We start from the raw sequence: 25,653 nt of genomic DNA, 5'->3' as shown, positions 1-25,653 counted from the left end.
GAGACGTACACATGTCGAATCAAAAATTGTTTAATGTCGCTGTAGTAGGTGCAACAGGTGCTGTAGGAGAACAAATTATCCGTTTGCTGGCCGAACGGAATTTCCCTATTGGTGAACTCAAGCTTCTCTCATCCGCACGGTCAGCGGGCAAGAAAATCAATTTCAAGGGTCAAGAAATTACCATTGAAGAAGCCAAGCCGGAAAGCTTCCGGAATGTGGATATCGCTTTGTTCAGCGCCGGTGGCGACGTAAGCCGCGCGCTCGTGCCGGAAGCGATCAAGCACGGAACGATCTGCGTGGATAACACCAGCGCCTTCCGGATGGACCCGGATACACCGCTAGTGGTGCCGGAAGTGAACATTGATAAGATTAATGAAAACAAGGGAGTCATCGCGAACCCGAACTGCTCGACAATCCAAATGGTGCAGGCCCTAAAGCCGTTGTACGATCGTTACGGGATTTCGCGCATTATCGTTTCCACATATCAGGCTGTATCGGGTGCAGGGGCAAGCGCGATCAGGGAAACGCTGCGCCAATCCCGTGCCGTACTCGACGGCCAGCCGGTGGAACCGCAAATTTTGCCGGTCGGATCGCTTCCGGTCAAGCATCAAATTGCGTTTAACGCCATTCCGCAAATCGATAAATTCGTAGATAACGGATTTACGTATGAAGAAATGAAAATGATCAACGAAACCAAAAAAATTATGGGCGACGAATCTCTGGAGGTTACCGCCACCTGCGTGCGCATTCCGGTCGTTTATGGACATTCGGAGTCCGTATATGTCGAATTGAAAAGCGACTTTGACGTGGAGGAAGTGAAGAATATCCTCGCTGAAGCGCCGGGAATCGTTCTGCAGGACAATCCGGCGGAGCAGCTGTATCCGCTCGCTACGGAGGCGGCAGGCAAGCTGGAGACATTCGTTGGACGTGTACGCCGCGATTTGAGCAACCCTCGGGCGCTGAACATGTGGATTGTTTCCGATAATTTATTGAAGGGCGCTGCTTGGAATGCGGTCCAAATCGCGGAATATATCGCGATCGAAAAATAATCACGGACAACTTCGGCTACCAAATCGGCTTCCTGCATGATGCGGGAAGCTTGGTTTTTGCTCAATCTTTGAAAGGCTACTCAAGAAGGGGAGATCTTGATGAAGATCCTAGTGCAGAAATTCGGAGGCACGTCCCTTTCCACAGCTGAAGCCAGAGCACACGTTATCGAGCATATCCAGGACGCATTGAAGCAAGAATACAAACTAGTAGTTGTCGTATCGGCTATGGGACGCAAGGGCGAACCTTATGCAACGGATACTTTACTGGAATGGATCCGTCAGAACGGAGACCGGCTGCCTGACAGGGAACAGGATATGCTGCTCTGCTGCGGAGAGCTGATCTCGGCGGCGACCTTATGCAGCCTGTTGAACGCGGCGGGCATTCCATCGACGGTGTTGACCGGCGCGCAAGCCGGAATACGAACCAACGATACGTTTGGCAACGCTCAAATCACATCCTTGCAGCCGGGGCGTATACTTGAACTGCTCGACCAAGGAAACGTTGTCATCGTTGCCGGTTTTCAAGGCGAAACGGCTGACGGCGATTTTACGACGCTGGGACGAGGCGGAAGCGATACGTCTGCAACCGCTTTGGGCGCTGCGTTGAACGCGGAGATTGTCGATATCTTTACCGATGTGAGCGGCATATTGACGGCTGATCCGCGAATCGTTGACGACGCACAGCCCCTGTCGGTCGTCTCGTACATGGAAATATGCAATATGGCGCATCTCGGCGCCAAAGTCATTCATCCCCGAGCGGTAGAAGTAGCCATGCATGCCGGTATTCCGGTTCGTGTGCGTTCCACGTTCTCGAAGGATCCGGGTACGCTTGTCACGCATCCTGACGCGATCAAGGCTGCAACGGGAACCGTTCAAGACCGATTCGTTACAGGGATAGCCCATGTGCCGGGTATTTCACAGATCCGCGTATCGGCAAAGGAAGGCAACTATGACCTTCAACTGAATGTATTTAAAGCGATGGCCCGTCAACGAATCAGCGTGGATTTCATCAATGTGAATCCTTCGGGAGTAGTGTATACGGTCTTTGATCATGAGGCCAACCGGGCGGCCGATACGTTGGTGGAAATGGGGCTCAGTCCCCAAATTACGCCGAATTGCGCCAAGGTGTCGATCATCGGCGGGGGCATGAACGGCGTTCCGGGCATCATGGCACATATTGTTGAAGCGCTGACGGAGGCAGATGTGCAAATTTTGCAGTCCGCGGACTCCAATACCACCATCTGGGTGCTGGTTCAGGAGGAAGACATGGCCAGAGCCGTAAGAGCGCTGCATAAGCAGTTCAAACTATACAGAACAATGAAGTAGGAGGAGTTTTGTCGTGGATTTTGGAAGACTTATAACGGCAATGGTAACGCCTTTTGATACCGACCTGAAAGTAGATATCGCTGGGTTTGAGAAATTGATCGACTACCTTATCGACGAACAGCAAAGCGATAGCCTCGTGGTTAGCGGTACAACGGGGGAATCTCCGACGTTGACGGAGGAAGAAAAACTGGAGCTTTTCCGGACCGCGGTGAAGCATGTCAATGGTCGTTGCCCTGTTATCGCAGGCACAGGCAGCAATGATACCGCCCACTCCATCCATTTATCCAGGGAAGCGGAAAAACTCGGTGTAGATGCTCTGCTGTTGGTGGCTCCTTATTATAACCGTCCTTCTCAAGAAGGTCTGTATCAGCATTTTAAAGCGATTGCCGAGTCGGTAAACATTCCGGTCATTTTGTATAACGTTCCCGGACGTACAGGTGTGAACATCGACGCCGATACGACGATCCGCTTGTCTCATATCCCGAATATCGTTGCCACGAAGGACTGTGCGGATACGGATCAGCTGACCCAGATCGTAAGCGGAGCTGCTCCGGGTTTTCTGGTCTACAGCGGTGACGACAGTGCTGCGCTTCCGGCCATGTCGGTTGGAGCACATGGCATCGTGAGCGTAGCGAGCCATGTAGTTGGAAAAGAAATGCAAAATATGATAAGATGTTATGTACAGGGAGATGTACAGGGTGCGGCAAGACTTCACGGTCAATTGCTTCCGATATTCAGAGGATTGTTCTTCTGTCCGCATCGCGTGCCGAATCCTGCGCCGGTGAAGCATGCGCTTCAACTCAAAGGAGTATCGACGGGAGGCGTGCGTTTGCCTCTCGTGAATGTTACCGAACAAGAAGGACAATTCATTGCATCCCTGTTTGAATGAGGTCTTCGAATGAATCGGTGCCATTCCGGCATCGGTTTTCTTTTTTTTGGATACAATACGAATAACTAACGGCGGACGGCGTGATGCTGATCAGCTTGTAAATGGTTAATTTGTTCATGTATAATGGTGGCAAGTGACTGGTGCGGTATATTTTTGGTTTTAGCTCATATCTGAATCGTCGTCAATTAATTTGAGGAGGTTTATGTACTTGTCCAAGAAAAATATAGACAAATTAACGATTTTCGCCTTGGGCGGCGTAGGTGAAATCGGAAAGAACATGTATGTTGTGCAATACGCGAACGATATTGTAGTGATTGACTGCGGATTGAAATTTCCCGAAGAGGACATGCTCGGAATCGATATCGTCATTCCGGATATTTCCTACCTGACGGAAAATCGCGATAAAGTCCGGGGCATTCTGATTACCCACGGACACGAGGATCACATTGGCGGATTGCCTTACGTGCTGAAGCATTTGAATGTACCTGTTTACGGTACGAGATTGACCATGGGACTCATCGAAACGAAATTAAAAGAAGCGAGTCTGCTTGGCGAAACCAAACGAATCGTCATTACGGCCGATTCCGAATTGAAGCTGGGCTGCATGACCGCAACATTCTTCAAAACGAATCATAGTATTCCGGATTCGGTCGGGGTGTGCTTGGAGACTCCGGAAGGGAATGTTGTGCATACCGGAGACTTCAAGTTCGATCAGACACCGGTAAACGAGCAGCATGCTGATCTCCACCGGATGGCAGCCATCGGACATAAAGGCGTGCTGGCCCTGTTATCGGACAGTACGAATGCGGAACGCCCGGGCTATACCGGTTCGGAACGCAGTGTCGGGGCGGAGATTGAAGAGGTGTTCCGCAAAGCGAAGCAGCGTGTCATTATCGCAACCTTCGCGTCCAATATTCACCGGATTCAGCAGGTAATCGACGCATGCGAGAGCACTCGCCGCAAGCTCGTTGTGATCGGCCGCAGTATGGTGAATGTAGTAAGCATCGCGAGCGAGCTCGGCTATCTGCATATTCCGGACGGCATGCTGATTGAGCCGGAAGAAGTGAATAAACTCGCTTCGGACCGTGTTGCCATTCTCTCGACAGGATCTCAGGGCGAACCTATGTCAGCCCTTACACGCATGGCGCGTTCGACCCACCGGAAGGTGGACATTTTACCGGGAGACACGGTCATCATCGCGGCCACACCGATTCCGGGCAATGAGCGCTATGTGGGACGTACAGTGGACGAGTTGATGCGGATCGGCGCAAATGTGATTTACGGACCGGGTTCCATCACAGGTGTGCACGTCTCGGGACACGGAAGCCAGGAAGAGCTGAAGCTGATGCTCAACATCATGCGTCCTAAATATTTCATCCCGATTCACGGGGAGTACCGCATGCTGCGTCAGCACGGGATGTTGGCGGAGTCTGTGGGCATACCGCGGGAAGATATTTTCATCGTGGACAACGGGGATACCGTGGAGATTCAAGATGGCGTGGCGCGCAAGGGCTCCAAAGTTCCTGCCGGCAACATTCTGATTGACGGACTGGGCGTGGGCGATGTAGGCAACATCGTACTGCGCGACCGCAAACTGCTCTCACAAGACGGAATTCTCGTTGTCGTGGTGACACTCAGCAAGCAGGATGGGGCGATTTTGTCCGGCCCGGATATCATTTCCCGAGGTTTCGTATACGTGCGGGAATCGGAAGGGCTGCTTGAAGAAGCGAACCGCATTGTGACCAGCACACTGCATCGCTTGATGAATGAAAATGTGAATGAGTGGGCGTCTCTCAAAACTCATGTGAAGGACGCGCTCGGACGATTTTTATATGAACAAACCAGAAGAAGACCGATGATTCTCCCTATTATTATGGAAGTCTGAAACTGTCCACCAGTCATAGCACCGTTAACTTAATAAATGTCACTTACATGAAAAAAGACCGCCTGTGTCCATCATCGACGCAGAGCGGTCTTTATGCGGTTCGGCGCATATTTTTGCGCTCCCGTATCATACTAAGGGGAGATTTTAACACTCTAGGGGGAATGTGACATGGCATTTGAAAATAATCAAGAGCAGACGCAGCCCATGACAGAAGACGCGAGAAAGAACGCTACAGTCGATGCTATTCAGCAGTTAGGACAAACGAATGTTCCAACCAACGAGTCTAATATCTTCTGCATGACGATAATTGGCCAGGTAGAGGGCCATCTTGTGCTTCCTCCGCAAAATAAAACGACAAAGTATGAGCATATCATTCCGCAGCTGGTAGCGGCGGAGCAAAATCCGAAAATCGAAGGCGTATTGATCATTCTGAACACGGTCGGCGGCGATGTGGAAGCGGGGCTTGCCATCGCGGAGATGATCGCCACCTTATCCAAACCGACGGTGACGCTGGTTCTGGGCGGCGGTCACAGCATCGGCGTTCCCATAGCCGTTTCGGCCAATTACTCCATCATTGCCGAGACGGCTACGATGACCATTCACCCCATCCGGCTGAACGGATTGGTTATCGGAGTGCCGCAAACGTTTGAATATTTGGACAAAATGCAGGAAAGGGTTATTCGTTTCGTCACACGCCACTCCAGAGTCGAGGAAGACAAATTCAAAGAGCTGATGTTCAAAACGGGGGAGCTGACCCGGGATATCGGAACGACGGTGATCGGATCGGATGCGGTCCGCTATGGTTTAATCGACGCGTTAGGCGGCGTAGGGGAAGCGATTCAAAAGCTCAACGAGATGATCGAAGAACGGCGCAGAGCCCAGGGAGGAATGGTCCAATGATTCATTATACGGTGCTTCCGCTTGAAGCAGTGATGGAAGGCATTGATCATGAGGACTTTCCAAGACCGGTTGAAATCGTCATGAATGGAGTCACGATGCAGGTGCACCCTATCAATGCCCGGCAGGCGAGGATCGTCCGTTTAATCAGCTGCAACCTGCAGGACTATTTGAACCCGCAGTATGCACCCGGAAGAATGATTGAATTTCAGCCATTTCTGCAGGGCTAAGGATCGAATTTACATTCCTTACATTCAGCTTCACCCCAGTTTATGGTATAATGAATCCTCGGGGGGTGAGCGGTCTTGTCCAAGAAGAGGAAGAGGGGCAAAGGACTTAAAACGAATTTGAAATTTGAACTGTACGGCATATTGATTTTGACATTGTCAATCATCGCTTTATCCCGTGAGGGCTCCGTAGCCCGCGCCCTGACTTATCTGTTTCGCTTTCTGATCGGAACGTGGGACTTTGTTATACCGTTAGTGTTTATATACGCTGCCTTGTATGCGATGATGAAGCGGTCGTGGCCGGTCTGGAGGACATCCCGTAAAACGGGTCTGCTGCTGATTCTTCTTTCCCTGCTGCTGATGAGCCATATCAGTCTGTTTGCCCAGCTTTATGAAAAAGCGGAGTTTACCGCAGGTCAAATCTGGTCGCAAACATGGATCGGCATGATTGACGGACTTGAACCGACGATGCAGGGCCAGGAAATTTTGACTGCCGGGGTAGGGGGCGGGATGATCGGCGCCTTGATCTACTCCGTTCTGTACTATTTGTTTGATAATTTGGGGGCGCGGCTGATCCAGTATACGTTGTTTATTGCCGGGTTTCTGTTGGTGACAGGTATCTCGCTGGGCGATGTACTCAACCGGGTAAGAGGCCGGAAGCCTTTTGCCGATACGCTGTTAGGTCAGTATATCAAACGGAAGCTGCTGGAACGTCATCAGCGGAGGCAAGCTGTCAATAAGGTGAAGAAAAGAAAACCGGCTGTTGCTTATATTCCGGAACCGGATGAAGAATATGACGAGGAAACGTACAAGCCAGAAAAGAAAAACCGCGGGTCTGGAAAGAAGCGCGCGCTTTTCTTCGAGCTGTTAAATCCCTCCAAAGGCGGCAGCAAATCGGCTGATAAGGTGTCAGGAGGTCCGGACTCCGACCATTCTTCCGATAGCGAGGAAGAGATGGTGACCGTGTATACCAGAGCAGAGGATGAACGATCGCTTCTGTCGGGAAATGAGCCTCCTGTGGCTGAATTCAATGATCCTGCCATCCCGGTTATCCGCGATTTCCAGGAGCAGGTACAGCAGGAGACGGTGTTAGCCACGGGAGCCAAGGGAGAAGGCGGCGCTTCCTCCGGCTCTAAAGCCGCAGCTCAAGAGTCGGCCGAACACGAAGGCGGAACGGAAGATTTCGATATGAAGAACAAGCCTTTGGAGATTCCATACGAGCTTCCGTCCCTCCAGCTGTTATCCAAGCCGTCGTCAGGCAAAGGCGGCGATGCGCTCGATTACAAAGCCGTTGCCCGTAAGCTGGAGGCGACGCTGGAAAGCTTCGGCGTTAGAGCGAAAGTGCTTGAGGTGGTCCGTGGTCCGGCCGTGACCCGGTATGAAATTCAACCTGATGTCGGTGTGAAGGTGAGCCGAATCGTGAGCTTAACGGACGATATTGCGCTTGCCCTGGCTGCCAAGGACATACGGATGGAGGCGCCGATTCCGGGGAAATCCGCTATCGGGATCGAGGTGCCGAATACCGAGGTGTCCGTCGTTACGATGCGCGAGGTCATGGAGAGCCCTACGTTCCAGGATGCCGCTTCCAAATTGTCTATAACACTGGGCCGGGATATTTCTGGACAGCCGATTGTAGGCAATCTCGCGCGCATGCCGCATTTGCTCGTTGCCGGAGCTACGGGTTCGGGAAAATCAGTCTGCATCAACGGCATCATCACGAGTATATTGTATAAAGCGAAGCCGGATGAAGTTAAATTTTTGATGATTGACCCGAAAATGGTGGAGTTGAATGTGTACAATGGCATCCCGCATTTGCTGGCTCCGGTCGTTACGGATCCGAAACGGGCTTCCTTGGCGCTGAAGAAGGTTGTCGTTGAGATGGAGAAGCGGTACGAACTGTTCTCCAAGAGCGGCACGAGAAACATTGAGGGCTATAATGCGATGCTGACGGAAACCCAAACGGGAGCTCCGCTGCCGTATATTGTGGTGATCGTGGACGAGCTCGCGGATCTGATGATGGTCGCTGCCAACGACGTAGAGGATTCGATCTGCCGTCTTGCACAGATGGCTCGGGCTGCAGGGATCCATTTGATCATCGCAACCCAGCGGCCGTCCGTCGATGTCATCACGGGCGTCATTAAAGCGAATATTCCTTCACGGATTGCCTTTGGCGTTTCATCCCAGGTGGATTCCCGGACGATACTCGATTCGGTCGGAGCTGAAAAGCTGCTGGGACGCGGGGATATGCTGTATTTGCCGATGGGCGCTTCCAAGCCCGTGCGTGTGCAAGGGGCTTTCCTGTCCGATGCCGAGGTCGAGGCCGTTGTGAGCTTTGTGCGGACGCAGGGAAAAGCCGAATATGTCGAAGACATGGTGCCTCAAGTGGAAGAAAGGCAGGAAGAGCAGAATGAATTTGAGGATGAACTGTATGATCAGGCGGTTCAGATCATCCTGGAAGCCAAGCAAGCCTCTGTTTCCCTGCTGCAGCGCCGGATGCGCGTCGGGTACACGCGTGCGGCGAGGTTAATCGATACGATGGAAGCCCGCGGGATTGTCGGTCCGTATGAAGGCAGCAAGCCTCGCGAAGTGCTTGTTTCCCTCGAGCAGTATCAGATCAACCGCATGAGCTCGTGATGAAGGTCGTACATAACACCCAGAGATTACCAATTCTGCTTGAATAGAAGCTGACTCCCTTTCTCATAATAACCGTAAAAAGGTTGCCAAAATGAAGTGGGAAAGGTGAGTATGATTACAATGAATAAACGATTGGTTGTTATTACCGTTTGTTTAATTTTCGTTTTGTTTGCCGGTTTTGAACTTAAGCATCGCTATAGCACGGAGCAAACGTTCAGCAAGAACGAAATCCGTTATGGAGCTTCCTCCACTGCGGATGTGTACGAGCTTCAAGGAAGGCTTAAGTTTTTGGGCTTTTATAAAGGAAGGGTGGACGGCGATTTCGGCTATCAGACCTTGAAGGCGCTCAAGTGGTTTCAATCCGAGTTCGGGTTAAAGGTTGACGGTATCGCCGGAAGTAAAACCAAATTGAAGCTTTGGGAAGCGACGAAGGCCTGGAAGCCCAAAGCCGAGGACTTGCCTCCTTGGGTTACCGGGGGACGGCAGGGTCAAGCCTCGGGCGGAGGCGGCGGCCAGGAGCGGGCATCCGGGGCACCGACAGGAATGACGCCCTCAACGCGTTTCGGATTGTCACAGCAGGATCTGAATATTATGGCTAACGCTGTGTACGGGGAAGCCCGCGGGGAGCCGTATATCGGCCAAGTCGCCGTTGCGGCTGTTATCTTAAACCGCGTGAAGTCTCCAAGCTTCCCCAATACCGTTTCCGGAGTCATTTTTCAACCTAGAGCATTTACCGCCGTTGACGATGGACAAATCTGGCTGACTCCAAACGATACGGCACGCAAGGCCGTTCAAGATGCGTTGAATGGCTCGGATCCTACCGACGGCTGCCTGTATTATTTCAATCCGGAGACAGCGACGTCCGCCTGGATCTGGACGCGTCCTCAAGTCAAACAAATCGGAAAACATATTTTCTGCAAATAAAGCATCAAGTAGAAGTAACCCTGCTGCGGTTGCTTCTTCTGTTTATAGAGGAATATAATGGATCATGTGAAGGAAGGCGGATGGACGCGATCATGAGAGGAGTTGTTTCGCCATTGAAGGATACCCAATTTCAGCGAGGTACGGTGCGTAACGTACGTGTACATGTGCTCCCGACGGAGCAGTTCAAGACATTCGCGTTATCGGTGTATATCGGCAGTCCGCTTGACGAGGAGACGGTGACCCCGACAGCTTTGATACCGTTCGTTCTTCGGCGCGGCAGCAAAGCTTACCCGCAGACAAAGCAGTTCCGGGAACGGTTGGACGACATGTACGGTGCGGGCTTTGGTTTTGACATCTATAAACGCGGTGATTATCAAATGCTGCAGTTCCGAATGGATGTAATCCAGGATGAATTCGTTTCGAGCAGCCGCTCGCTGCTGGAGCAGGCGATCGAGTTTATGGGCGGCGCCATAACGGAGCCTGCGCTCGAAGGCCGCACGCTGGTCCGAAAGTATATTGAATCGGAAAAAACCACGCTGGAGAAACGGCTGCAGGCGATCGTAAACGACAAAGTCAAATATGCGGCCGAGCGCTGCATTGAAGAAATGTGCAGCGAGGAGCCTTACCGGCTGCATCCGCTGGGCAAGCTTGATGTGTTGGAATCCATCGAAGCCGAGCCGTTGACGGCGCGGTTTCACGAACTGCTGCAGAGCGCACCTATGGATGTCTATGTTGTCGGAAATACGAATCTGGAGCAAGTGCTTCCATGGATTGACCGTTATTTCTCGGTGCAGCGTTCCGCGGCTCCTTCGTACAGTCTCAGGATCGAACACAGAAATGCGGCGCAGGTCAAAGAAGTGGTTGAGCGGCTTGACGTAAGTCAGGGCAAACTGAACATGGGACTTCGCATACCGACATCCTACGCGGACGAATCTTATCCTTCTGCGCTGCTGTACAATGGTATTCTGGGCGGTTATCCGCATTCCAAGCTGTTTACGAATGTCAGGGAGAAAGCAAGCTTGGCTTACTACGCTTCCTCGCGTCTGGACGGCCATAAAGGAATCATGACGATCCAATCGGGAATTGAGATTGCAAACTATGAGAAAGCCGTTACGATCATCAGAGAGCAATTAAAAGCAATGGAAGAAGGAAAGATATCGGACTTGGAGCTTCAGCAAACCAAAGCGATGATTTCGGGCCATTTGCGCGAGCTGCAGGATTCCGCATTCGAATGGATTGCTTTTGATTTCAACAACCGTCTGTCAGGTGCGGAGCGTACGGTTCCCAAGCTGATCGAACAAGTCGAACAGACGACCCCGGAGCAAATCCGGAATATAGCGCAGAAGGTTCAGCTTGATACGATTTATTTCCTGCGCGACCGCAAGGGAGGAGAATAAATGCAGGTCATCCCTTATCCACATGTGAAAGAAACATTGTATACGGAGCAGCTTCCGAACGGACTTTCCGTTTTCATCCTGCCGAAAGAAGGCTTTCAGAAAACGTATGCTACCTTTTCCACAAAATACGGTTCTATCGATAATCACTTTCAGGTAGAAGGCGGAGAGCGGCGAAAAGTTCCTGACGGCATTGCGCATTTTCTCGAGCATAAAATGTTCGAAGAGCCGACGGGCGACATTTTTTCCGTATTTGCGGCGCAAGGAGCCTCGGCAAATGCATTTACCAGCTTTGACCGGACGGTTTATTTATTTTCTGCCACCGGACATATCAAGGAAAACTTGACTACGCTACTGAATTTTGTTCAAAATCCGTATTTTACGGATGAGAACGTGGAGAAGGAAAAGGGCATTATCGGTCAGGAAATCAATATGTATAAGGACAATCCGGACTGGCGCGTGTATTTCGGGTTAATCGAGACGATGTACCATGTCCATCCCGTGCATATAGACATCGCCGGTACGGTGGAATCGATCGGGAAAATTACCAAAGAAATGCTTTATGATTGCTACCATACCTTTTACCATCCGAGCAATATGAGCTTGTTCGTCGTTGGCAGAGTGGAACCGGAGGAAATCATGGAACTGGTAAGGCAAAACCAGGCGGCCAAATCGTTCAAAGCTCAAGGGGAAATCCACAGATATTTCGATGAGGAACCGGCCGCGGTAAAGGCGCCGCGCAAGGTGGCCGTGCTGCCCGTTTCTTTGCCTAAATGCCTTTTCGGCTGCAAGGAGCCGGATCAGCCGCTCAGAGGACGGGAGATGCTGAAGCGGGAGCTGGCGATGAAGGTCCTGCTTGATATCCTTGTGAGCCCAAGCTCGGCCATTTATCAAAAGCTGTACGACGAGCAGCTGATTTCCGACAGCTTCGGTTCGGAATACAACATAGCGGAAAACTATGCCTTTACCGTGATGGGCGGAGACACAAAGGATCCTGAGAAATTAATTTCCCGGGTCCAAGAAGAAATCGACCGTGTCAAATCGGAAGGCATCGCCGTCTCGGATTTTGACCGGAGCAAGAAGAAAAAGATCGGCGCATTCCTGAGACAGCTCAATTCACCGGAAGCGATCGCTAATGAATTTACTAAGTACCGATTTAAAGGTATTGAGCTGTTTGATATTCTGCCCGTTTACGAGGAGCTGCAGCACGCCGATGTGAACGAGCTGCTTCACAGCCATTTTGATTGGAACCGCCTTGCGGCATCCATCGTGACAAGTGATTCCAATGGAGCATAACGCGAACAAACCATTTACGGAACAAACGGTATTGATCACGGGGGCGAGCCGGGGCATCGGCGCGGCGATCGCCCGCCGTTTTGCCTCTGCGCGCTTGAATGTAGTCATTCATTATCTGCAGTCTCATGAAGCGGCTAATGAAACCGCTCGTAGCTGTATGAGCCAGGGAGCCCGCGTGCTGACGGTGACTGCCGATTTGCGGTCCCAGGAGCAGGTGGAGCGAATGAAGGAGAAGCTACTGCATCACGGAATGATACCTGATATTCTTGTAAACAATGCAGGCGTATCGCATTACGGAATGCTCGCCGACGTAACGGAAGAGCAGTGGGACGAAATGATGGGAATCAATCTGAAAGGAACCTTTCTCATGACCCGCCAGTTTATGCCCTATATGGTATCTCAAAAATACGGCCGCATCATCAATGTATCCTCCATATGGGGCATTTCCGGGGCTTCCTGCGAGGTCGCTTATTCTACCGCCAAAGGGGGCATTAATGCCTTTACGAAAGCGCTGGCCAAGGAGCTGGCGCCATCGGGGGTTACCGTCAATGCTGTGGCTCCCGGCGCTGTGGATACACTGATGATGGCCGGGTTTGATGCTGCGGAGAAGGCTGCCATCGAAAATGAAATTCCGGCAGGCCGATTCGGTCGTCCGGACGAAATCGCTTCGCTTGTTTATTTTCTTGCTTTGCCGGAATCGGGTTATATTACCGGACAAATCATCAGCCCCAACGGCGGTTGGCTGACGTAAGCCTGCCGTATAATCCCCTTTGTTATTGCAGACATTATAGTTGCAACGACCATTCATTCTTACAAGGAGGAATTGCGACATGGCTACGGTGCTGAAGGTGTTCGAGCGTTGGAAAGAATTCTTGGGTGAGCGCGTAAAGCAGGCTGAAAAGGCCGGAATGACAGAGGAGACGATTTCGAATCTGGCCTTCCAAATCGGCGAGTTTCTGGCCGACAAGATTGATCCCGAGAACAAGGAAGAGCGCGTGCTGAAAGAGCTTTGGGATGTCAGTGACGAACAGGAAAGAAAAGTGTTGGCTCAGATCATGGTCAAGTTGGCCAAAGCGAATAATTAATCATACCGGTATTGTTGAAAGCCTCCTCTCGGGGAGGCTTTTCCTTGCTTTTTCCATTGGTCATGTTAAAGATTGTTGCGATATTTAGAGAGTAATCCGGCCTGTATTTGTCTCGACATTTGAATTATAATTTTTATGATAATTCTAATGAAACGAGGGATAACCCTATGGCTCTTCCATCCGTTGAAAAGCAATTTGCAGATGCGTTGAAATCCATTGCTCGAAATTTGGAAATCAAGGAGTACGTTCAACAATCTACCGAACTTTATCCGATTGCCATAGAATCGCTGAATATCCACCCAACATTTATGCTGCCATTACGGGTATGATTCAGGAGGGTCGAGACTCCTTTCAGCTTTATTGAGCTTATCCATACCTGTTTGTTCTTGTTTCAACATCCGAACATGGGTGTGGACAAAGATCACATTAGCCTTTAACAGAGCCTTTCTGTTATACTGGATAAGGGATCATGGGTTGACAGAAGAGAGGTTGATATACGTTTTGAAGAAAACTTTAAAACGATGGATAATTGGAATATCTTTGCTTGGTATGGCCGTCATGGCGGCGGGATGCGCCAGTCAAATCCCGGAGATTGATCCGGCCTTGCTGGAGTCCAAAAAATCAATTCTTGTCATAACCGGACCGGAAATTTCGGATCCAGTCAAGAATACGCTGCAAAGCACGCTGCTTGAATGGCGCGAGCAAAAGCAAACGTCGTTCGAATGGATGCAAAATGCGTCGGCTCTGACGGAAGAACAGCTGGATCATGTTAGAACTCGGCCTTATGATATGATTTTAGTAGCGGGACATGAGTTGGTCCGCAATGTCCTGCCGGAAGCCGGAAAAGTACCTGAGCGCAACTGGTTGCTGCTCGATGATGTTATAGATCGGAAAGCATTTGCTGTATCTGAGCAGAATATCTCGCTCAAGCTGGTGACAGAGGAACAGCTTCAGGCTGAATGGGACGAATGGGTACGCCAGCAGCTTGTAAGCGGACGAAATATCGAATGGGTTACCACCTCGGCCTATCCGATTCCTTCGGAGTGGGCGCCTTCCGAAGAAGCGGAATACATCAGCTTGGCCGATGCAGAGGGCTGGTTTTCGCAATTGCAATATCAGGTTCAGGCGAACAGGCCTTCATGGATTGCCGTATATGCTCCGCTTGAAGCCGCACAATTGCAGCGGTTGAACTCCCTTCGGGTTCCGGTGATGAATCTGGCTTCGACCCGGATTGAACTGCAGTGGCCTGGCATTTTGACCTCGGTCAGGGATATGTTGGAGCAAGGACGGTGGCAGCCGGGGATTCAGCCTTATACCAATGCGGAAATAAAATTTATCACGAAACGTGAATAAGTTAGTGCCTTTCGAGAGGATTTTATCGAATTTTGTAGAATATTTTTGTGGTGCGAGTTGCAAAAATTACGGATCGGAGAATAAACTCATGACAATAGAAGTAAATCAAGAGATTAAACAATGGTATATGGAGTACAAAATACATAAAAACCGTCCGGGACTTTTGGGAGATATCGCATCTTTAATGGGGATGCTTGATATCAATATCGTTACGATCAACGGGGTGGAAGACCGGACCCGCGGGATGCTGTTGCAAACAAAAGATGAAGAAAAAGTAGAATTAATGGGTAAAATGCTGAAAAAAGTGGATAATATAACTATAACAGCTTTGCGCACGCCGAAGCTGGTTGATATTTTAGCGGTACGGCATGGCCGTTATATTGAACGGGATTCGGACGACCGCAAAACGTTCCGTTTCACTCGGGATGAACTTGGACTGTTAGTGGATTTCCTTGGCGAAGTATTTAAGCGGGAGGGAAACCATGTCGTAGGATTACGAGGCATGCCGAGAGTAGGCAAAACGGAATCGATCATTGCGGGCAGCGTATGCTCGAACAAAAGGTGGACCTTTGTTTCCTCTACCTTGCTTCGCCAAACCGTGCGCAGCCAGCTGTCCGAAGAAGAGATGAATCCGAACAACGTGTTTATTATTGACGGTATTGTGTCGACCCTGCGTTCCAACGAGAAACATTATGCTCTCCTGCAGGAAATTATGGCTATGCCGTCCACCAAAGTCATTGAGCATCCGGATATTTTTATCCGTGAGTCCGAATATACGTATGATCATTTCGACTGTATCGTCGAGCTTCGCAATACGCCGGATGAAGAAATTTCATATGAGATCTTTACATCAGGGATCGACGATTATTAAGCATGGTTGACGCGAGCTGGCGTCTGTCCATAAGGTTGCTTCCACTGTTCTTGAAAGGAGTGACAACGTGTCCGATCTTGGTCAGATGTTAAAAAAAGCCAGACTGGAAAATAAAATATCGCTCGATGATTTACAAGAGACGACTAAGATTCGCAAGCGGTATCTGGAAGCCATCGAAGATGGCAACTATAAGGTACTGCCCGGGAATTTTTATGTACGGGCGTTCATTAAAAGCTACGCCGAAGCTGTCGGTCTGGATCCGAACGAGGTGCTGAAGCTTTATCAAAATGTAATTCCGTCTCTTGAGCCTGAGCCAATGACTGAACCGATCCGCAGCAAGCGGACGACCCGTAACACGGAATGGATTGGCAAATGGGCCTCTAACCTAATGGTGATTTCCTTTGTCGTGCTGATCCTGGGGATTATCTATTATTTTGTTAATCTTAATTATAGCGGCGGCTCCAAAGATGCCTCGGACGATTTGCCCAAGACGATTACCGATAAGGTAGCGCCCGCTCCCCAGACGGCGGAAGTCGATGGGGACGCCAATGCCAAGACGGGAGCTGCAGCGCAGCAAACGCCTGCACAGGTGCCCGTGCAGCCTGAACTTCCAAAAAGCGAAGTAAAGCTGGTCAAAAGCGAGAAAAACACCGATTATTACTCGGTAGCGGGAGTGCAGGAGCTGAATATCGAAATGACGGTGACCGGCGAGAAGTGCTGGGTTGAGGTGGAGTCCGCGGGCCATGAAAAGAAAGTGCTCGCTTCGCAAAACTTCCTGAACGGAAATACGCAAACGTGGACTGTTCCGGATACCGCGCGATTGGTTTTGGGAAGAGCCAGTGCTGTGGAATTGAAGATCAACGGCATCCCGATTAATGTAGGGGACGAAGCGAATGTCAAACGAATTCAGATCGACCTGCAGCCTTCTTAGCCTGGATTGCCGCCTGAGCGTGAACGGTTATCATGGAGAGGCAGCCGCGATTCTGCGGCAGTGTAAGCATAAGGGGATTACGCCATTGGCTATTTATGGTTTGGATTTGCACATATTATACAGCTGAAGACACTCGTAGGCTTTGTGCTGAAGGTGTCTTTTTTGTTATGATTAAGAAAAGCTTCTGTCGGAATCTTTTGCCAAGATGACGGACTGTGATTAGCGGCGGTTTTCTTGGTACAGAATGTCAAGAAAGGAAGAGATCATGCATGAGCAGCGAAAATTCATTCGACATCGTATCCAAATTGGATATCCAGGAACTGAACAATGCCATTCATCAGGCGGAAAAAGAAATCGCCACACGGTTCGATTTCAAGGGGAGCAAGAGCAGTATAGCTCTCGAGAAGGAGGAGCTGGTCGTCATATCCGACGATGAGTTCAAGCTTCAGAATGTACTCGACATTCTTCATTCCAAGATGGCCAAACGGGGCATCTCTTTGAAAAATTTGGACTATGGCAAGGTGGAACCGGCCGCATCGGGAACGGTCCGCCAGAAGATCAAGTTGAAGCAAGGCATCGATCAGGACAATGCTAAAAAAATCAATGTGCTGATTCGCGACTCCAAGCTGAAAGTAAAAAGCCAGATTCAGGGAGATCAGATTCGGGTAAGCGGGAAGAGCAAGGATGATTTGCAGCAGGTCATGCAGCTGCTCCGGAAAGCCGATTTGCCGCTTGAATTGCAATTCATCAATTTCAGGTAAGCGCCGAAGACGTGCGGATTGCCTTACGGACAAAAGCATTCGTAAGGCTTTTTATGATTTTGACACTCTTTAAACGGTTATATTATACTTGTAACTAGTCGTTGAGAAGGAACAGGTGGAGGATGTTACATGACAGAGAAAGTTAAAGTAGTAACCCTGGGCTGTGAGAAAAATTTGGTTGACTCCGAAATCATGTCCGGTCTTATTCACGAACGTGGTTACAGTTTGGTATCGGAAAAGGAAGAAGCTACGGTCATTATTGTCAATACATGCGGATTCATCGATGCGGCGAAAGAGGAGTCGGTGAATACGATATTGGATATGGCTGAACTGAAGCAAACCGGCAAATTGAAAGCGTTGATCGTATCGGGCTGTTTGACGCAGCGGTACAAGGAAGAGCTGATGAATGAGATGCCGGAGATCGACGGGATCGTCGGAACCGGTGATTTTGACAAAATCAACGATATTGTCGATAAGGCGTTGTCAGGCAAAAAACCGGTTATGGTAGGAAATCCGGTATTCAACTATGAGCAGAAACTGCCGAGACGTTTAACCACGCCTCGTTATACAGCCTATGTGAAGATTGCGGAGGGATGCGATAACGCCTGTACATTCTGCAGTATTCCGATCATGCGCGGAAAGTTTCGAAGCCGCAGTATGGAGTCGATTCTTGCCGAAGTGGAACAGCTTGCCGCTCAAGGTGTAAAGGAGATCAGTCTGATTGCTCAGGATTCCACCAATTACGGTACGGATCTTTATGACAAGTTCATGCTTCCTACACTAATGAACAAGGTAAGCGAGGTTGCTGGCATCGAGTGGGTAAGGCTTCATTACGCATACCCCGGCTTTTTCACGGACGAACTGATCGACGTGATTGCCAATAATCCAAAGGTATGCAAATACGTGGATATGCCTTTGCAGCACAGCGAGGACCGTATCCTGAAGCGGATGCGCCGGCCGGGCCGGCAGCGTGACGCTCGCGAATTGATTCGAAAAATCCGTGAACGTATTCCAGGAGTGTCGCTTCGTACGTCCATCATAGTCGGCTTCCCGGGTGAGACCGAAGAGGATTTTGAGAATCTGAAGGCGTTTATCCGCGAAGTTCAATTTGACCGTCTTGGGGTATTTACGTATTCGCAGGAAGAAGATACGCCGGCTTCGCGTCTGCCTGATCAAGTCCCTGATGAGGTGAAGGAATACCGCGCGAACGTGCTGATGGAAATCCAGAGGGAAATCTCAAGCGAGAGAAACAGCAGCCGGATCGGTCAAGTCATCGATGTCTTGATTGAGAAATATGACGGCAGGGGCGATGTCTATGTAGGCCGCTCCATGTACGATGCTCCGGAAATCGACGGCGAGGTATTTGCCCGCGGGACGAAGCTTGAAATCGGCGAAATTGCGAAGGTAAGAATTACCCATTCATTCGAATTTGACTTGTCCGGGGAGGTCGTGGCATGAATTTGGCCAACCGGATCACGTTGGCGAGAATATTTTTAGTCCCGATCATTATGTTCTTTTTGCTCGTTAATGTGAAATTTCCCCACATCCGGATCGATCAGTTCAGCATTACGTATAACCAGATTATCGCGGCGCTGATCTTTATCGTGGCTGCGAGTACGGATAGTCTCGACGGCTACATTGCCAGGAAACGGAAGCTTGTCACGAATCTCGGCAAGCTTCTGGACCCGCTCGCGGATAAGCTTTTGGTGTCTGCCGTTCTGGTTTCCCTGGTGGAGATGGATAAGCTTGGGGCGTGGATTGTCATTGTCATCATCAGCCGCGAGTTCGCCGTCACGGGCCTTCGTCAAATTGCGCTGCTTGAAGGCATCGTCATGGCGGCAAGCAAGTGGGGAAAATGGAAAACAGCGGCGCAAATAACGGCGATTATCGCACTGCTCCTGAACAATTTTCCATTCGCTTTCATCGATTTCCCGTTTGACGTTGTCACCAGCTGGATCGCCGCAATTATTACCGTTTATTCGGGTATCGATTACTTTGTTAAAAATAAGCATGTGCTCAACTTTGACGAACAAAAACAGTAGGTGTTCCTATTGTTTTTGTTTTATTTGGAGGCGAAACGTATTATGAAAGCGGAAATTATTGCCGTCGGAACCGAACTGCTGATGGGACAGATTGTGAATACGAATGCACAATATTTGGCACGCGGACTTGCGGATATCGGTGTCGGCGTTTATTTTCAGACGGTAGTAGGCGATAACGCTTCACGGATAAAAGAAGCGCTGCGCCTTGCCAAAAGTCGCGTGGATTTAATTATATGCACAGGCGGGCTTGGTCCAACGCAGGATGATCTGACAAAAGACGTCCTTGCCGAGGTGCTCGGACAAAGCCTGGTGATTCATCAGCCGTCGCTGGACAAGATGAAGACTCTCTTTGAAGGCCGGGGAATTCCCATGGTTGAGAGCAACATGCGTCAGGCGCTCATGCTCGAGCATAGCGATCCTCTTGCCAACGATACGGGACTTGCGGTCGGCAACGCCGTGACGCATGAGGGAACGCATTATATTCTGCTGCCGGGCCCCCCAAAAGAAATGAAGCCGATGTTTGATCGTTATGCACGCCCATGGATCGAGTCCAAGATGGATCATGTACAGCCTCTTTATTCTTTGATGCTGAAATTTGCAGGAATCGGTGAATCGTCACTTGAACATGCGCTGATCGATCTGATTGAAGCCCAGTCCGATCCGACGATCGCTCCTTACGCCAAAGAAGGGGAGGTGGCCATTCGTCTTACGACCCGGGCGGCGTCGGCCGATGAAGCGGCCGGAAGGCTTAAGCCGCTGGAACAGGAGATCCGCAGCAGGCTTGGCGAATACATTTATGCGGCGGAGGATATTTCTTTGGAGCAGCATATCCTGCAGACGCTGGCCTCGCAAGGCAAGAAGCTGGCCGTAGCGGAGAGCTGTTCGGGCGGGCAATTGAGCGACATGCTGACCTCCGTTCCCGGCAGCTCGGATGCGTTTGTAGGAGGTATCATCAGCTATTCGAATACAGCGAAACATAAGCTTTTGAAGATTCCTATGGAGCAGCTGGAGGGCGACGGGGCGCCGGGCGCGATCAGTGAAGAAACCGCCGCCGCTATGGCCGAGAATGTAGCGGAGCTGACCGGAGCCGACTATGGCGTTTCTATTACCGGCGTTGCCGGCCCGGGCGAATCGGAGGGAAAACCCATCGGACTCGTTTACGTAGGCATTGCCAGGCGGGGGGAGAAAGCCTCTGTCGTCAAGCTGCAGCAGTCCGGCAACCGGGAGACGATAAAGCTGAGAGCATCCAAAAGTTCGCTCTACCATCTCTGGAAACTTTTAAAGTCATAGTTGCCACCATTCGGAAAATCAGGTATAATACATTATAGCGGAAGTACCGTAACAAGCCCACAACCTTTGTTACGGTTTTTCTTTTGTTCCACATGCGAATGTATGTTCGAAAAACAGCTTGGCAACGGGTGAAAAACCCGCTATGATGTAATTATACGAATATGAAAAAGGAAGTGAGTCTCTTGACAGACCGGCGCGCAGCCTTGGAGAATGCACTACGTCAAATTGAGAAACAGTTTGGTAAAGGATCCATTATGAAATTGGGTGAATCTGCCCATATGCAGGTGGAGACGATTCCTAGCGGTTCGCTTGCATTGGATATCGCCCTGGGGATCGGTGGTTTTCCTCGAGGTAGAATTATAGAGGTATACGGACCGGAATCTTCCGGTAAAACAACGGTAGCACTGCATGCCATTGCCGAGGTGCAGAAGGTAGGGGGGACGGCTGCCTTCATCGATGCGGAGCATGCTTTGGACCCGCTGTATGCCAGCAAGCTTGGCATCAACATTGATGAACTGCTGCTGTCCCAGCCGGACACAGGCGAACAAGCGCTCGAGATCGCGGAAGCGCTCGTGCGCAGCGGAGCGGTCGACATCATTGTTATTGACTCTGTAGCGGCACTTGTACCAAAGGCCGAGATCGAAGGAGAGATGGGGGATTCCCATGTCGGGCTGCAGGCTCGCTTAATGTCTCAGGCGCTGCGCAAGCTGTCCGGAGCCATTAACAAATCGAAGACGATAGCCATCTTCATCAACCAGCTGCGGGAGAAGGTCGGCGTAATGTTCGGAAACCCGGAGACGACACCGGGCGGACGAGCCCTGAAGTTTTATTCCTCGATTCGCCTCGATGTGCGCCGCGTGGAGACGATTAAGCAGGGAAATGATATGGTCGGGAACCGCACGCGGATCAAAGTGGTCAAGAACAAAGTAGCCCCTCCGTTCAAGCAGGCAGAGATTGATATCATGTATGGCGAAGGCATATCCAGAGAGGGCAGCATCATAGATATTGCAACCGAGATGGATATCATCCAGAAGAGCGGTGCATGGTACTCTTATAACAATGATCGGCTTGGTCAAGGACGGGAGAATGCGAAGCAGTTCTTGAAGGAGAACAAGAACATTGCGGATGAGATCGAAAAGCAGATCCGGGATAACAGCAATCTGGTCACTTCGGTTGGAGCGAACATGGATGAAGAGGAAGAAGAGGATTTCGCCGTACCTTTTGAATAACCTCCACGTCACATCAGCTACTCCGATGCGCCGGTAGATTGCACATAGCGATTTCACCAACCAGGGCAAGGGCACCTTTACGATGAGTGAAAGGTGTCCTTGCCGTTTGTAAGGAGCGTGTTACAGGTGACGGATCATACAGACGAATGTCTGGCACCGGGAGTCATCACCAAAGTTGAACAGCAGCGGAGATCCAGACAGCGTTATAACCTGTTTATTGACGAAAAGTTTGCTTTTTCCGTACATGAAGATGTCCTGGTCAAGCATCGGCTTCTGAAAGGGGAAGTCGTCGATGCTTCCCGGCTGCAGCACATATTGTACGAGGAAGAGGTTCACAAAGCCTATCTTGACGCAATCCGGCTGTTGTCCAGCCGGCTGCGCTCCGAACATGAGCTGCTGACGCGTCTCAAGCAAAAAGGGTATTCGCCCGAAATCTATCAACTGACGGTTGAACGTCTCCGGAAGGAAGGTTACCTGAACGATTCGCTGTTTGCGGAGCAGTTGACCAAGCAGCGGCTGGAGTCGCAGAAAAAAGGGAGACGCTGGATTAAACAGGAGCTTCAGCAAAAAGGGATTGATAAAGTACATATCACAGAGGCCTTGGAGCAGGTAGATGAAGAGACAGAGTACCGGATAGCCTATCAGTTGACGATGAAGCGGTACGGAGCTGAGCTGGAGAAGGATGCCCTTAAAGCCCGGCGCAAAATTGCAGGATTTCTTCAGCGCAGAGGTTACCCGGGGGCGGTAGTGAGCAAAGTACTGAACCGTTTGCCTGTCCAGGGGCAAGAAGAAGAGCGGAATGAACCGGATATAGACGAAGATTAGGATGAAGTTTTCATCCAATTATTAAATGACTTTAATAATTAATGTGGTATATCAAAATTCAAGAAAACGACAATCTTCTTGACAAGCTTCTTTCTCAAAAGATAAAATGTTTATGTATAAACTTTATACACAAGAATCTTCCCCACCAGCCAAAGGGAATATTCACAAAGTAAAATCGCCAATTTTTACTTTTTCCTAGCGCTTGTAAAATGGATAAAAAACCTGATTATCCCAAGCTTACCCCTTGGAGAAACAACGAGGAGGTGAACTGGATGCAAGACTCAGTCATCTGGATCCTGATTGTTCTCGTTGTTGGTGCTCTATGCTTATGGATTGGTTATTTTATCCGCAAGTCCCTTGCAGAGGCGAAGATTTCCAGTGCTGAACAAGCTGCCGCACAAATTATTGATAATGCTCGCAAAGAGGCGGAAGCACTGAAGAAAGAAATGGTTCTGGAAGCGAAAGACGAGATTCACAAGCTCAGAACCGAAGCTGAAAAAGACATTCGTGACCGTCGGAATGAAACTCAACGACAAGAGAGACGATTGTTGCAAAAAGAGGAATCGCTGGATAAAAAATTAGAATCTCTTGAGAAAAAAGAAGAGCAGATTGCCAACAAGGAGAAGCGAATCGAAGAAACCCAAGTGCAAATTGATCAGATTTATAAAGATCAGGTTGCCGAACTAGAGCGGATTTCCACACTGACGATGGAAGAAGCCAGGAACATCATCTTGACTAACGTTGAGCAGGAGGTTCGTCACGAATCCGCACAGTTAATTAAAGAAATTGAACAACAGGCCAAAGAAGAAGGCGACAAGAAAGCCAGAGAAATCATCACGCTGGCCATCCAGAGATGCGCCGCCGATCACGTGGCTGAAACTACCGTATCGGTTGTAGCTCTGCCGAATGAAGAGATGAAAGGCCGCATCATCGGTCGTGAAGGTCGTAACATCCGGGCTCTGGAAACACTTACGGGCATCGATTTAATCATCGATGATACGCCGGAAGCGGTTATTTTGTCCGGTTTTGACCCGATCCGAAGGGAAATTGCCAGAACATCGCTTGAAAAGCTGGTAGCCGACGGACGAATCCATCCGGCCCGTATTGAGGAAATGGTGGAGAAGTCCCGCAAGGAAGTCGACGAGCGCATTCGCGAATACGGCGAGCAAGCTACGTTCGAAACCGGCGTCCACGGACTCCATCCGGATTTGATCAAAATTTTGGGACGCCTGAAATTCCGTACAAGCTATGGCCAGAATGTACTGAAACACTCGATGGAAGTTGCATATCTGACCGGGCTGATGGCTGGAGAACTGGGAGAAGACGTGACATTGGCGAAGCGTGCCGGACTTCTTCATGACATCGGCAAGGCGCTTGATCATGAGGTCGAAGGTTCTCACGTAGAAATCGGTGTCGAAATTGCAAAGAAATACAAAGAACATCCTGTGGTGATCAATAGTATCGCATCGCACCACGGCGACTGTGAAGCCACATCGGTCATCGCCATGCTTGTCGGTGCGGCAGACGCTCTTTCCGCCGCCAGACCGGGAGCTCGCAGGGAAACGCTCGAAACGTATATCAAGCGTCTCGAGAAGCTTGAAGAAATTTCCGAGTCGTTCGAGGGCGTAGAAAAATCGTATGCGATTCAAGCAGGCCGTGAGGTTCGCGTCATGGTTCAGCCGGAGAAGATCGATGATACAGAAGCGTTCCGTTTGGCCAGAGACATCACGAAGAAGATTGAAAGCGAGTTGGATTACCCGGGTCATATCAAAGTAACGGTTATCCGAGAAACACGTGCTGTAGAATATGCCAAATAATTTGCATACACTAGAGGAGAAGTGGCTGAAAAGCCACTTCTCTTTAATTACATAACGAACCGAAATCAGGCAGGAGGAGAAAGTCATTCGAATTTTATTTATTGGCGATATCGTCGGTTCCGTCGGACGTAAGGCGCTCAAAACATGTTTGCCCAAGCTGAAAACAAAATACAACCCTCACTGGATTATTGCCAATGGAGAGAATGCCGCGGCCGGCCGGGGAATTACTTCGGCAATTACCAAAGAGTTTCTTGAGCTTGGCGTGCAAGGGATAACGATGGGAAACCATACGTGGGATCAAAAGGAAATATACGATTTCATCGACAAGGAAGACCGAATGGTTCGTCCCGCCAATTTTCCAAAGGGAACGCCGGGCCGGGGGATGACGTTCATTAAGGTGAAGGATCAGGAGCTTGCCATTATTAATCTGCAAGGACGCACCTTTTTGCCGCCGCTCGACTGCCCTTTTGAAAAAGCCGTCGAATTGGTGGAGCAAGCAAAGAAAAGAACCAAGTATATTTTAGTCGATTTTCATGCTGAAGCCACGTCGGAAAAACTGGCTATGGGCTGGCATCTTGACGGGAAAGTGACGGCTGTTGTAGGTACGCACACGCATGTACAGACGAACGACGAACGTATACTTCCGCTCGGTACGGCTTATGTAACGGATGTAGGGATGGTCGGTCCGAGAGACGGCATCCTTGGTATGGAGCGTAATGCCGTGCTTCAAAAATTCAAAACGCAGCTGCCAGTCCGGTTTGTAGTGGATGAAGGAAAATGGCATTTCCACGCGGCTTGCATCGATTTGGATCCGGCAAGCGGGCTGGGTAAAAAAATTCAACTGATTCGGATGGATGAAGACGGAGTACTCCTCGAATAAACCAGGCTATGAAAAAGAAGGAATTGACGGCCCATCTTCAGAGAGAAG

General features: G+C 50.1%; 23 protein-coding genes. All 23 read left to right on the top strand.

The genetic code is table 11. From position 1 onward, the window contains the following. The first annotated feature begins 11 nt into the window (after positions 1–11). Entirely contained in the window at positions 12–1,049 is a 1,038-nt protein-coding gene (locus NR121_RS01195; RefSeq protein WP_062408016.1) for an aspartate-semialdehyde dehydrogenase, read from the top strand. Between the two features lie 99 nt (positions 1,050–1,148). Further along, entirely contained in the window at positions 1,149–2,375 is a 1,227-nt protein-coding gene (dapG, locus tag NR121_RS01190) for an aspartate kinase (RefSeq protein WP_062408018.1), read from the top strand. Positions 2,376–2,388: 13 nt separating this feature from the next. Next, positions 2,389–3,264 carry a 4-hydroxy-tetrahydrodipicolinate synthase gene (gene dapA / locus NR121_RS01185; RefSeq protein WP_054818111.1) on the top strand — a complete coding sequence of 292 codons (876 nt, stop codon included), beginning with the start codon at positions 2,389–2,391 and terminating at the stop codon, positions 3,262–3,264. Between the two features lie 208 nt (positions 3,265–3,472). Next, positions 3,473–5,149 (top strand): ribonuclease J, encoded by a 1,677-nt coding sequence (locus tag NR121_RS01180; protein WP_054818112.1) that lies wholly within the window; start codon positions 3,473–3,475, stop codon positions 5,147–5,149. Positions 5,150–5,317: 168 nt separating this feature from the next. Next, a complete protein-coding gene (locus NR121_RS01175) occupies positions 5,318–6,049 on the top strand; it encodes a ClpP family protease (protein WP_062408020.1) in 732 nt (243 codons plus the stop codon). Beyond that, entirely contained in the window at positions 6,046–6,276 is a 231-nt protein-coding gene (locus NR121_RS01170; RefSeq protein ID WP_054818113.1) for a YlzJ-like family protein, read from the top strand. Before NR121_RS01175 ends, NR121_RS01170 begins: the two co-directional genes overlap by 4 nt. A 75-nt stretch (positions 6,277–6,351) precedes the next feature. After that, entirely contained in the window at positions 6,352–8,907 is a 2,556-nt protein-coding gene (locus tag NR121_RS01165; protein WP_062408022.1) for an FtsK/SpoIIIE family DNA translocase, read from the top strand. 120 nt (positions 8,908–9,027) lie between these two features. Continuing rightward, a complete protein-coding gene (sleB, locus tag NR121_RS01160) occupies positions 9,028–9,831 on the top strand; it encodes a spore cortex-lytic enzyme (RefSeq protein WP_074728463.1) in 804 nt (267 codons plus the stop codon). A gap of 92 nt (positions 9,832–9,923) precedes the next feature. Next, positions 9,924–11,228 carry an EF-P 5-aminopentanol modification-associated protein YfmF gene (yfmF, locus tag NR121_RS01155; protein ID WP_054818156.1) on the top strand — a complete coding sequence of 435 codons (1,305 nt, stop codon included), beginning with the start codon at positions 9,924–9,926 and terminating at the stop codon, positions 11,226–11,228. Then, positions 11,229–12,521 carry an EF-P 5-aminopentanol modification-associated protein YfmH gene (yfmH, locus tag NR121_RS01150; RefSeq protein ID WP_062408024.1) on the top strand — a complete coding sequence of 431 codons (1,293 nt, stop codon included), beginning with the start codon at positions 11,229–11,231 and terminating at the stop codon, positions 12,519–12,521. After that, complete coding sequence (ymfI, locus tag NR121_RS01145) at positions 12,511–13,272, top strand: elongation factor P 5-aminopentanone reductase (protein WP_054818114.1); 762 nt, start codon at positions 12,511–12,513, stop codon at positions 13,270–13,272. Before yfmH ends, ymfI begins: the two co-directional genes overlap by 11 nt. Before the next feature lie 79 nt (positions 13,273–13,351). Beyond that, the gene (locus tag NR121_RS01140; RefSeq protein ID WP_054818115.1) at positions 13,352–13,606 is read left to right on the top strand and encodes a DUF3243 domain-containing protein; all 255 of its coding nucleotides are present in this window, start codon (positions 13,352–13,354) and stop codon (positions 13,604–13,606) included. A 501-nt stretch (positions 13,607–14,107) separates the two neighbouring features. Beyond that, entirely contained in the window at positions 14,108–14,959 is an 852-nt protein-coding gene (locus NR121_RS01135) for a hypothetical protein (protein ID WP_235594268.1), read from the top strand. Positions 14,960–15,047: 88 nt separating this feature from the next. Further along, positions 15,048–15,830 (top strand): DUF3388 domain-containing protein, encoded by a 783-nt coding sequence (locus NR121_RS01130; protein ID WP_062408029.1) that lies wholly within the window; start codon positions 15,048–15,050, stop codon positions 15,828–15,830. A 67-nt stretch (positions 15,831–15,897) separates the two neighbouring features. Beyond that, positions 15,898–16,761 carry a helix-turn-helix domain-containing protein gene (locus tag NR121_RS01125; protein ID WP_137670031.1) on the top strand — a complete coding sequence of 288 codons (864 nt, stop codon included), beginning with the start codon at positions 15,898–15,900 and terminating at the stop codon, positions 16,759–16,761. 269 nt (positions 16,762–17,030) lie between these two features. Then, positions 17,031–17,522 (top strand): YajQ family cyclic di-GMP-binding protein, encoded by a 492-nt coding sequence (locus NR121_RS01120; RefSeq protein WP_054818117.1) that lies wholly within the window; start codon positions 17,031–17,033, stop codon positions 17,520–17,522. 129 nt (positions 17,523–17,651) lie between these two features. Then, a complete protein-coding gene (gene rimO / locus NR121_RS01115; protein WP_062408032.1) occupies positions 17,652–18,980 on the top strand; it encodes a 30S ribosomal protein S12 methylthiotransferase RimO in 1,329 nt (442 codons plus the stop codon). Further along, positions 18,977–19,564: a CDP-diacylglycerol--glycerol-3-phosphate 3-phosphatidyltransferase gene (gene pgsA / locus NR121_RS01110; RefSeq protein WP_054818118.1), complete on the top strand. Its 588-nt coding sequence runs from the start codon at positions 18,977–18,979 to the stop codon at positions 19,562–19,564. The genes rimO and pgsA overlap by 4 nt, the downstream gene beginning before the upstream one ends. A gap of 42 nt (positions 19,565–19,606) precedes the next feature. Beyond that, entirely contained in the window at positions 19,607–20,854 is a 1,248-nt protein-coding gene (locus tag NR121_RS01105; RefSeq protein ID WP_062408034.1) for a competence/damage-inducible protein A, read from the top strand. 182 nt (positions 20,855–21,036) lie between these two features. Further along, positions 21,037–22,083, top strand: a complete 1,047-nt coding sequence (gene recA, locus NR121_RS01100; protein WP_062408036.1) for a recombinase RecA — start codon at positions 21,037–21,039, stop codon at positions 22,081–22,083. 126 nt (positions 22,084–22,209) lie between these two features. Further along, on the top strand, positions 22,210–22,908 hold the full coding sequence (locus tag NR121_RS01095; protein ID WP_171005860.1) for a RecX family transcriptional regulator: 699 nt from the start codon (positions 22,210–22,212) through the stop codon (positions 22,906–22,908). 272 nt (positions 22,909–23,180) lie between these two features. After that, positions 23,181–24,725, top strand: a complete 1,545-nt coding sequence (gene rny / locus NR121_RS01090; protein ID WP_062408038.1) for a ribonuclease Y — start codon at positions 23,181–23,183, stop codon at positions 24,723–24,725. Between the two features lie 85 nt (positions 24,726–24,810). Then, positions 24,811–25,605: a TIGR00282 family metallophosphoesterase gene (locus tag NR121_RS01085; RefSeq protein ID WP_062408040.1), complete on the top strand. Its 795-nt coding sequence runs from the start codon at positions 24,811–24,813 to the stop codon at positions 25,603–25,605. The last annotated feature ends 48 nt before the right edge of the window (positions 25,606–25,653 follow it).

It is taken from the genome of Paenibacillus sp. Pae15 (genome assembly GCF_024519685.1).
GTDB classification, from domain to species: Bacteria; Bacillota; Bacilli; order Paenibacillales; family NBRC-103111; genus Paenibacillus_G; species Paenibacillus_G naphthalenovorans.
Note: the sequence above shows the minus strand (reverse complement) of the source record. Positions and strands in the feature narration are given on the sequence as shown.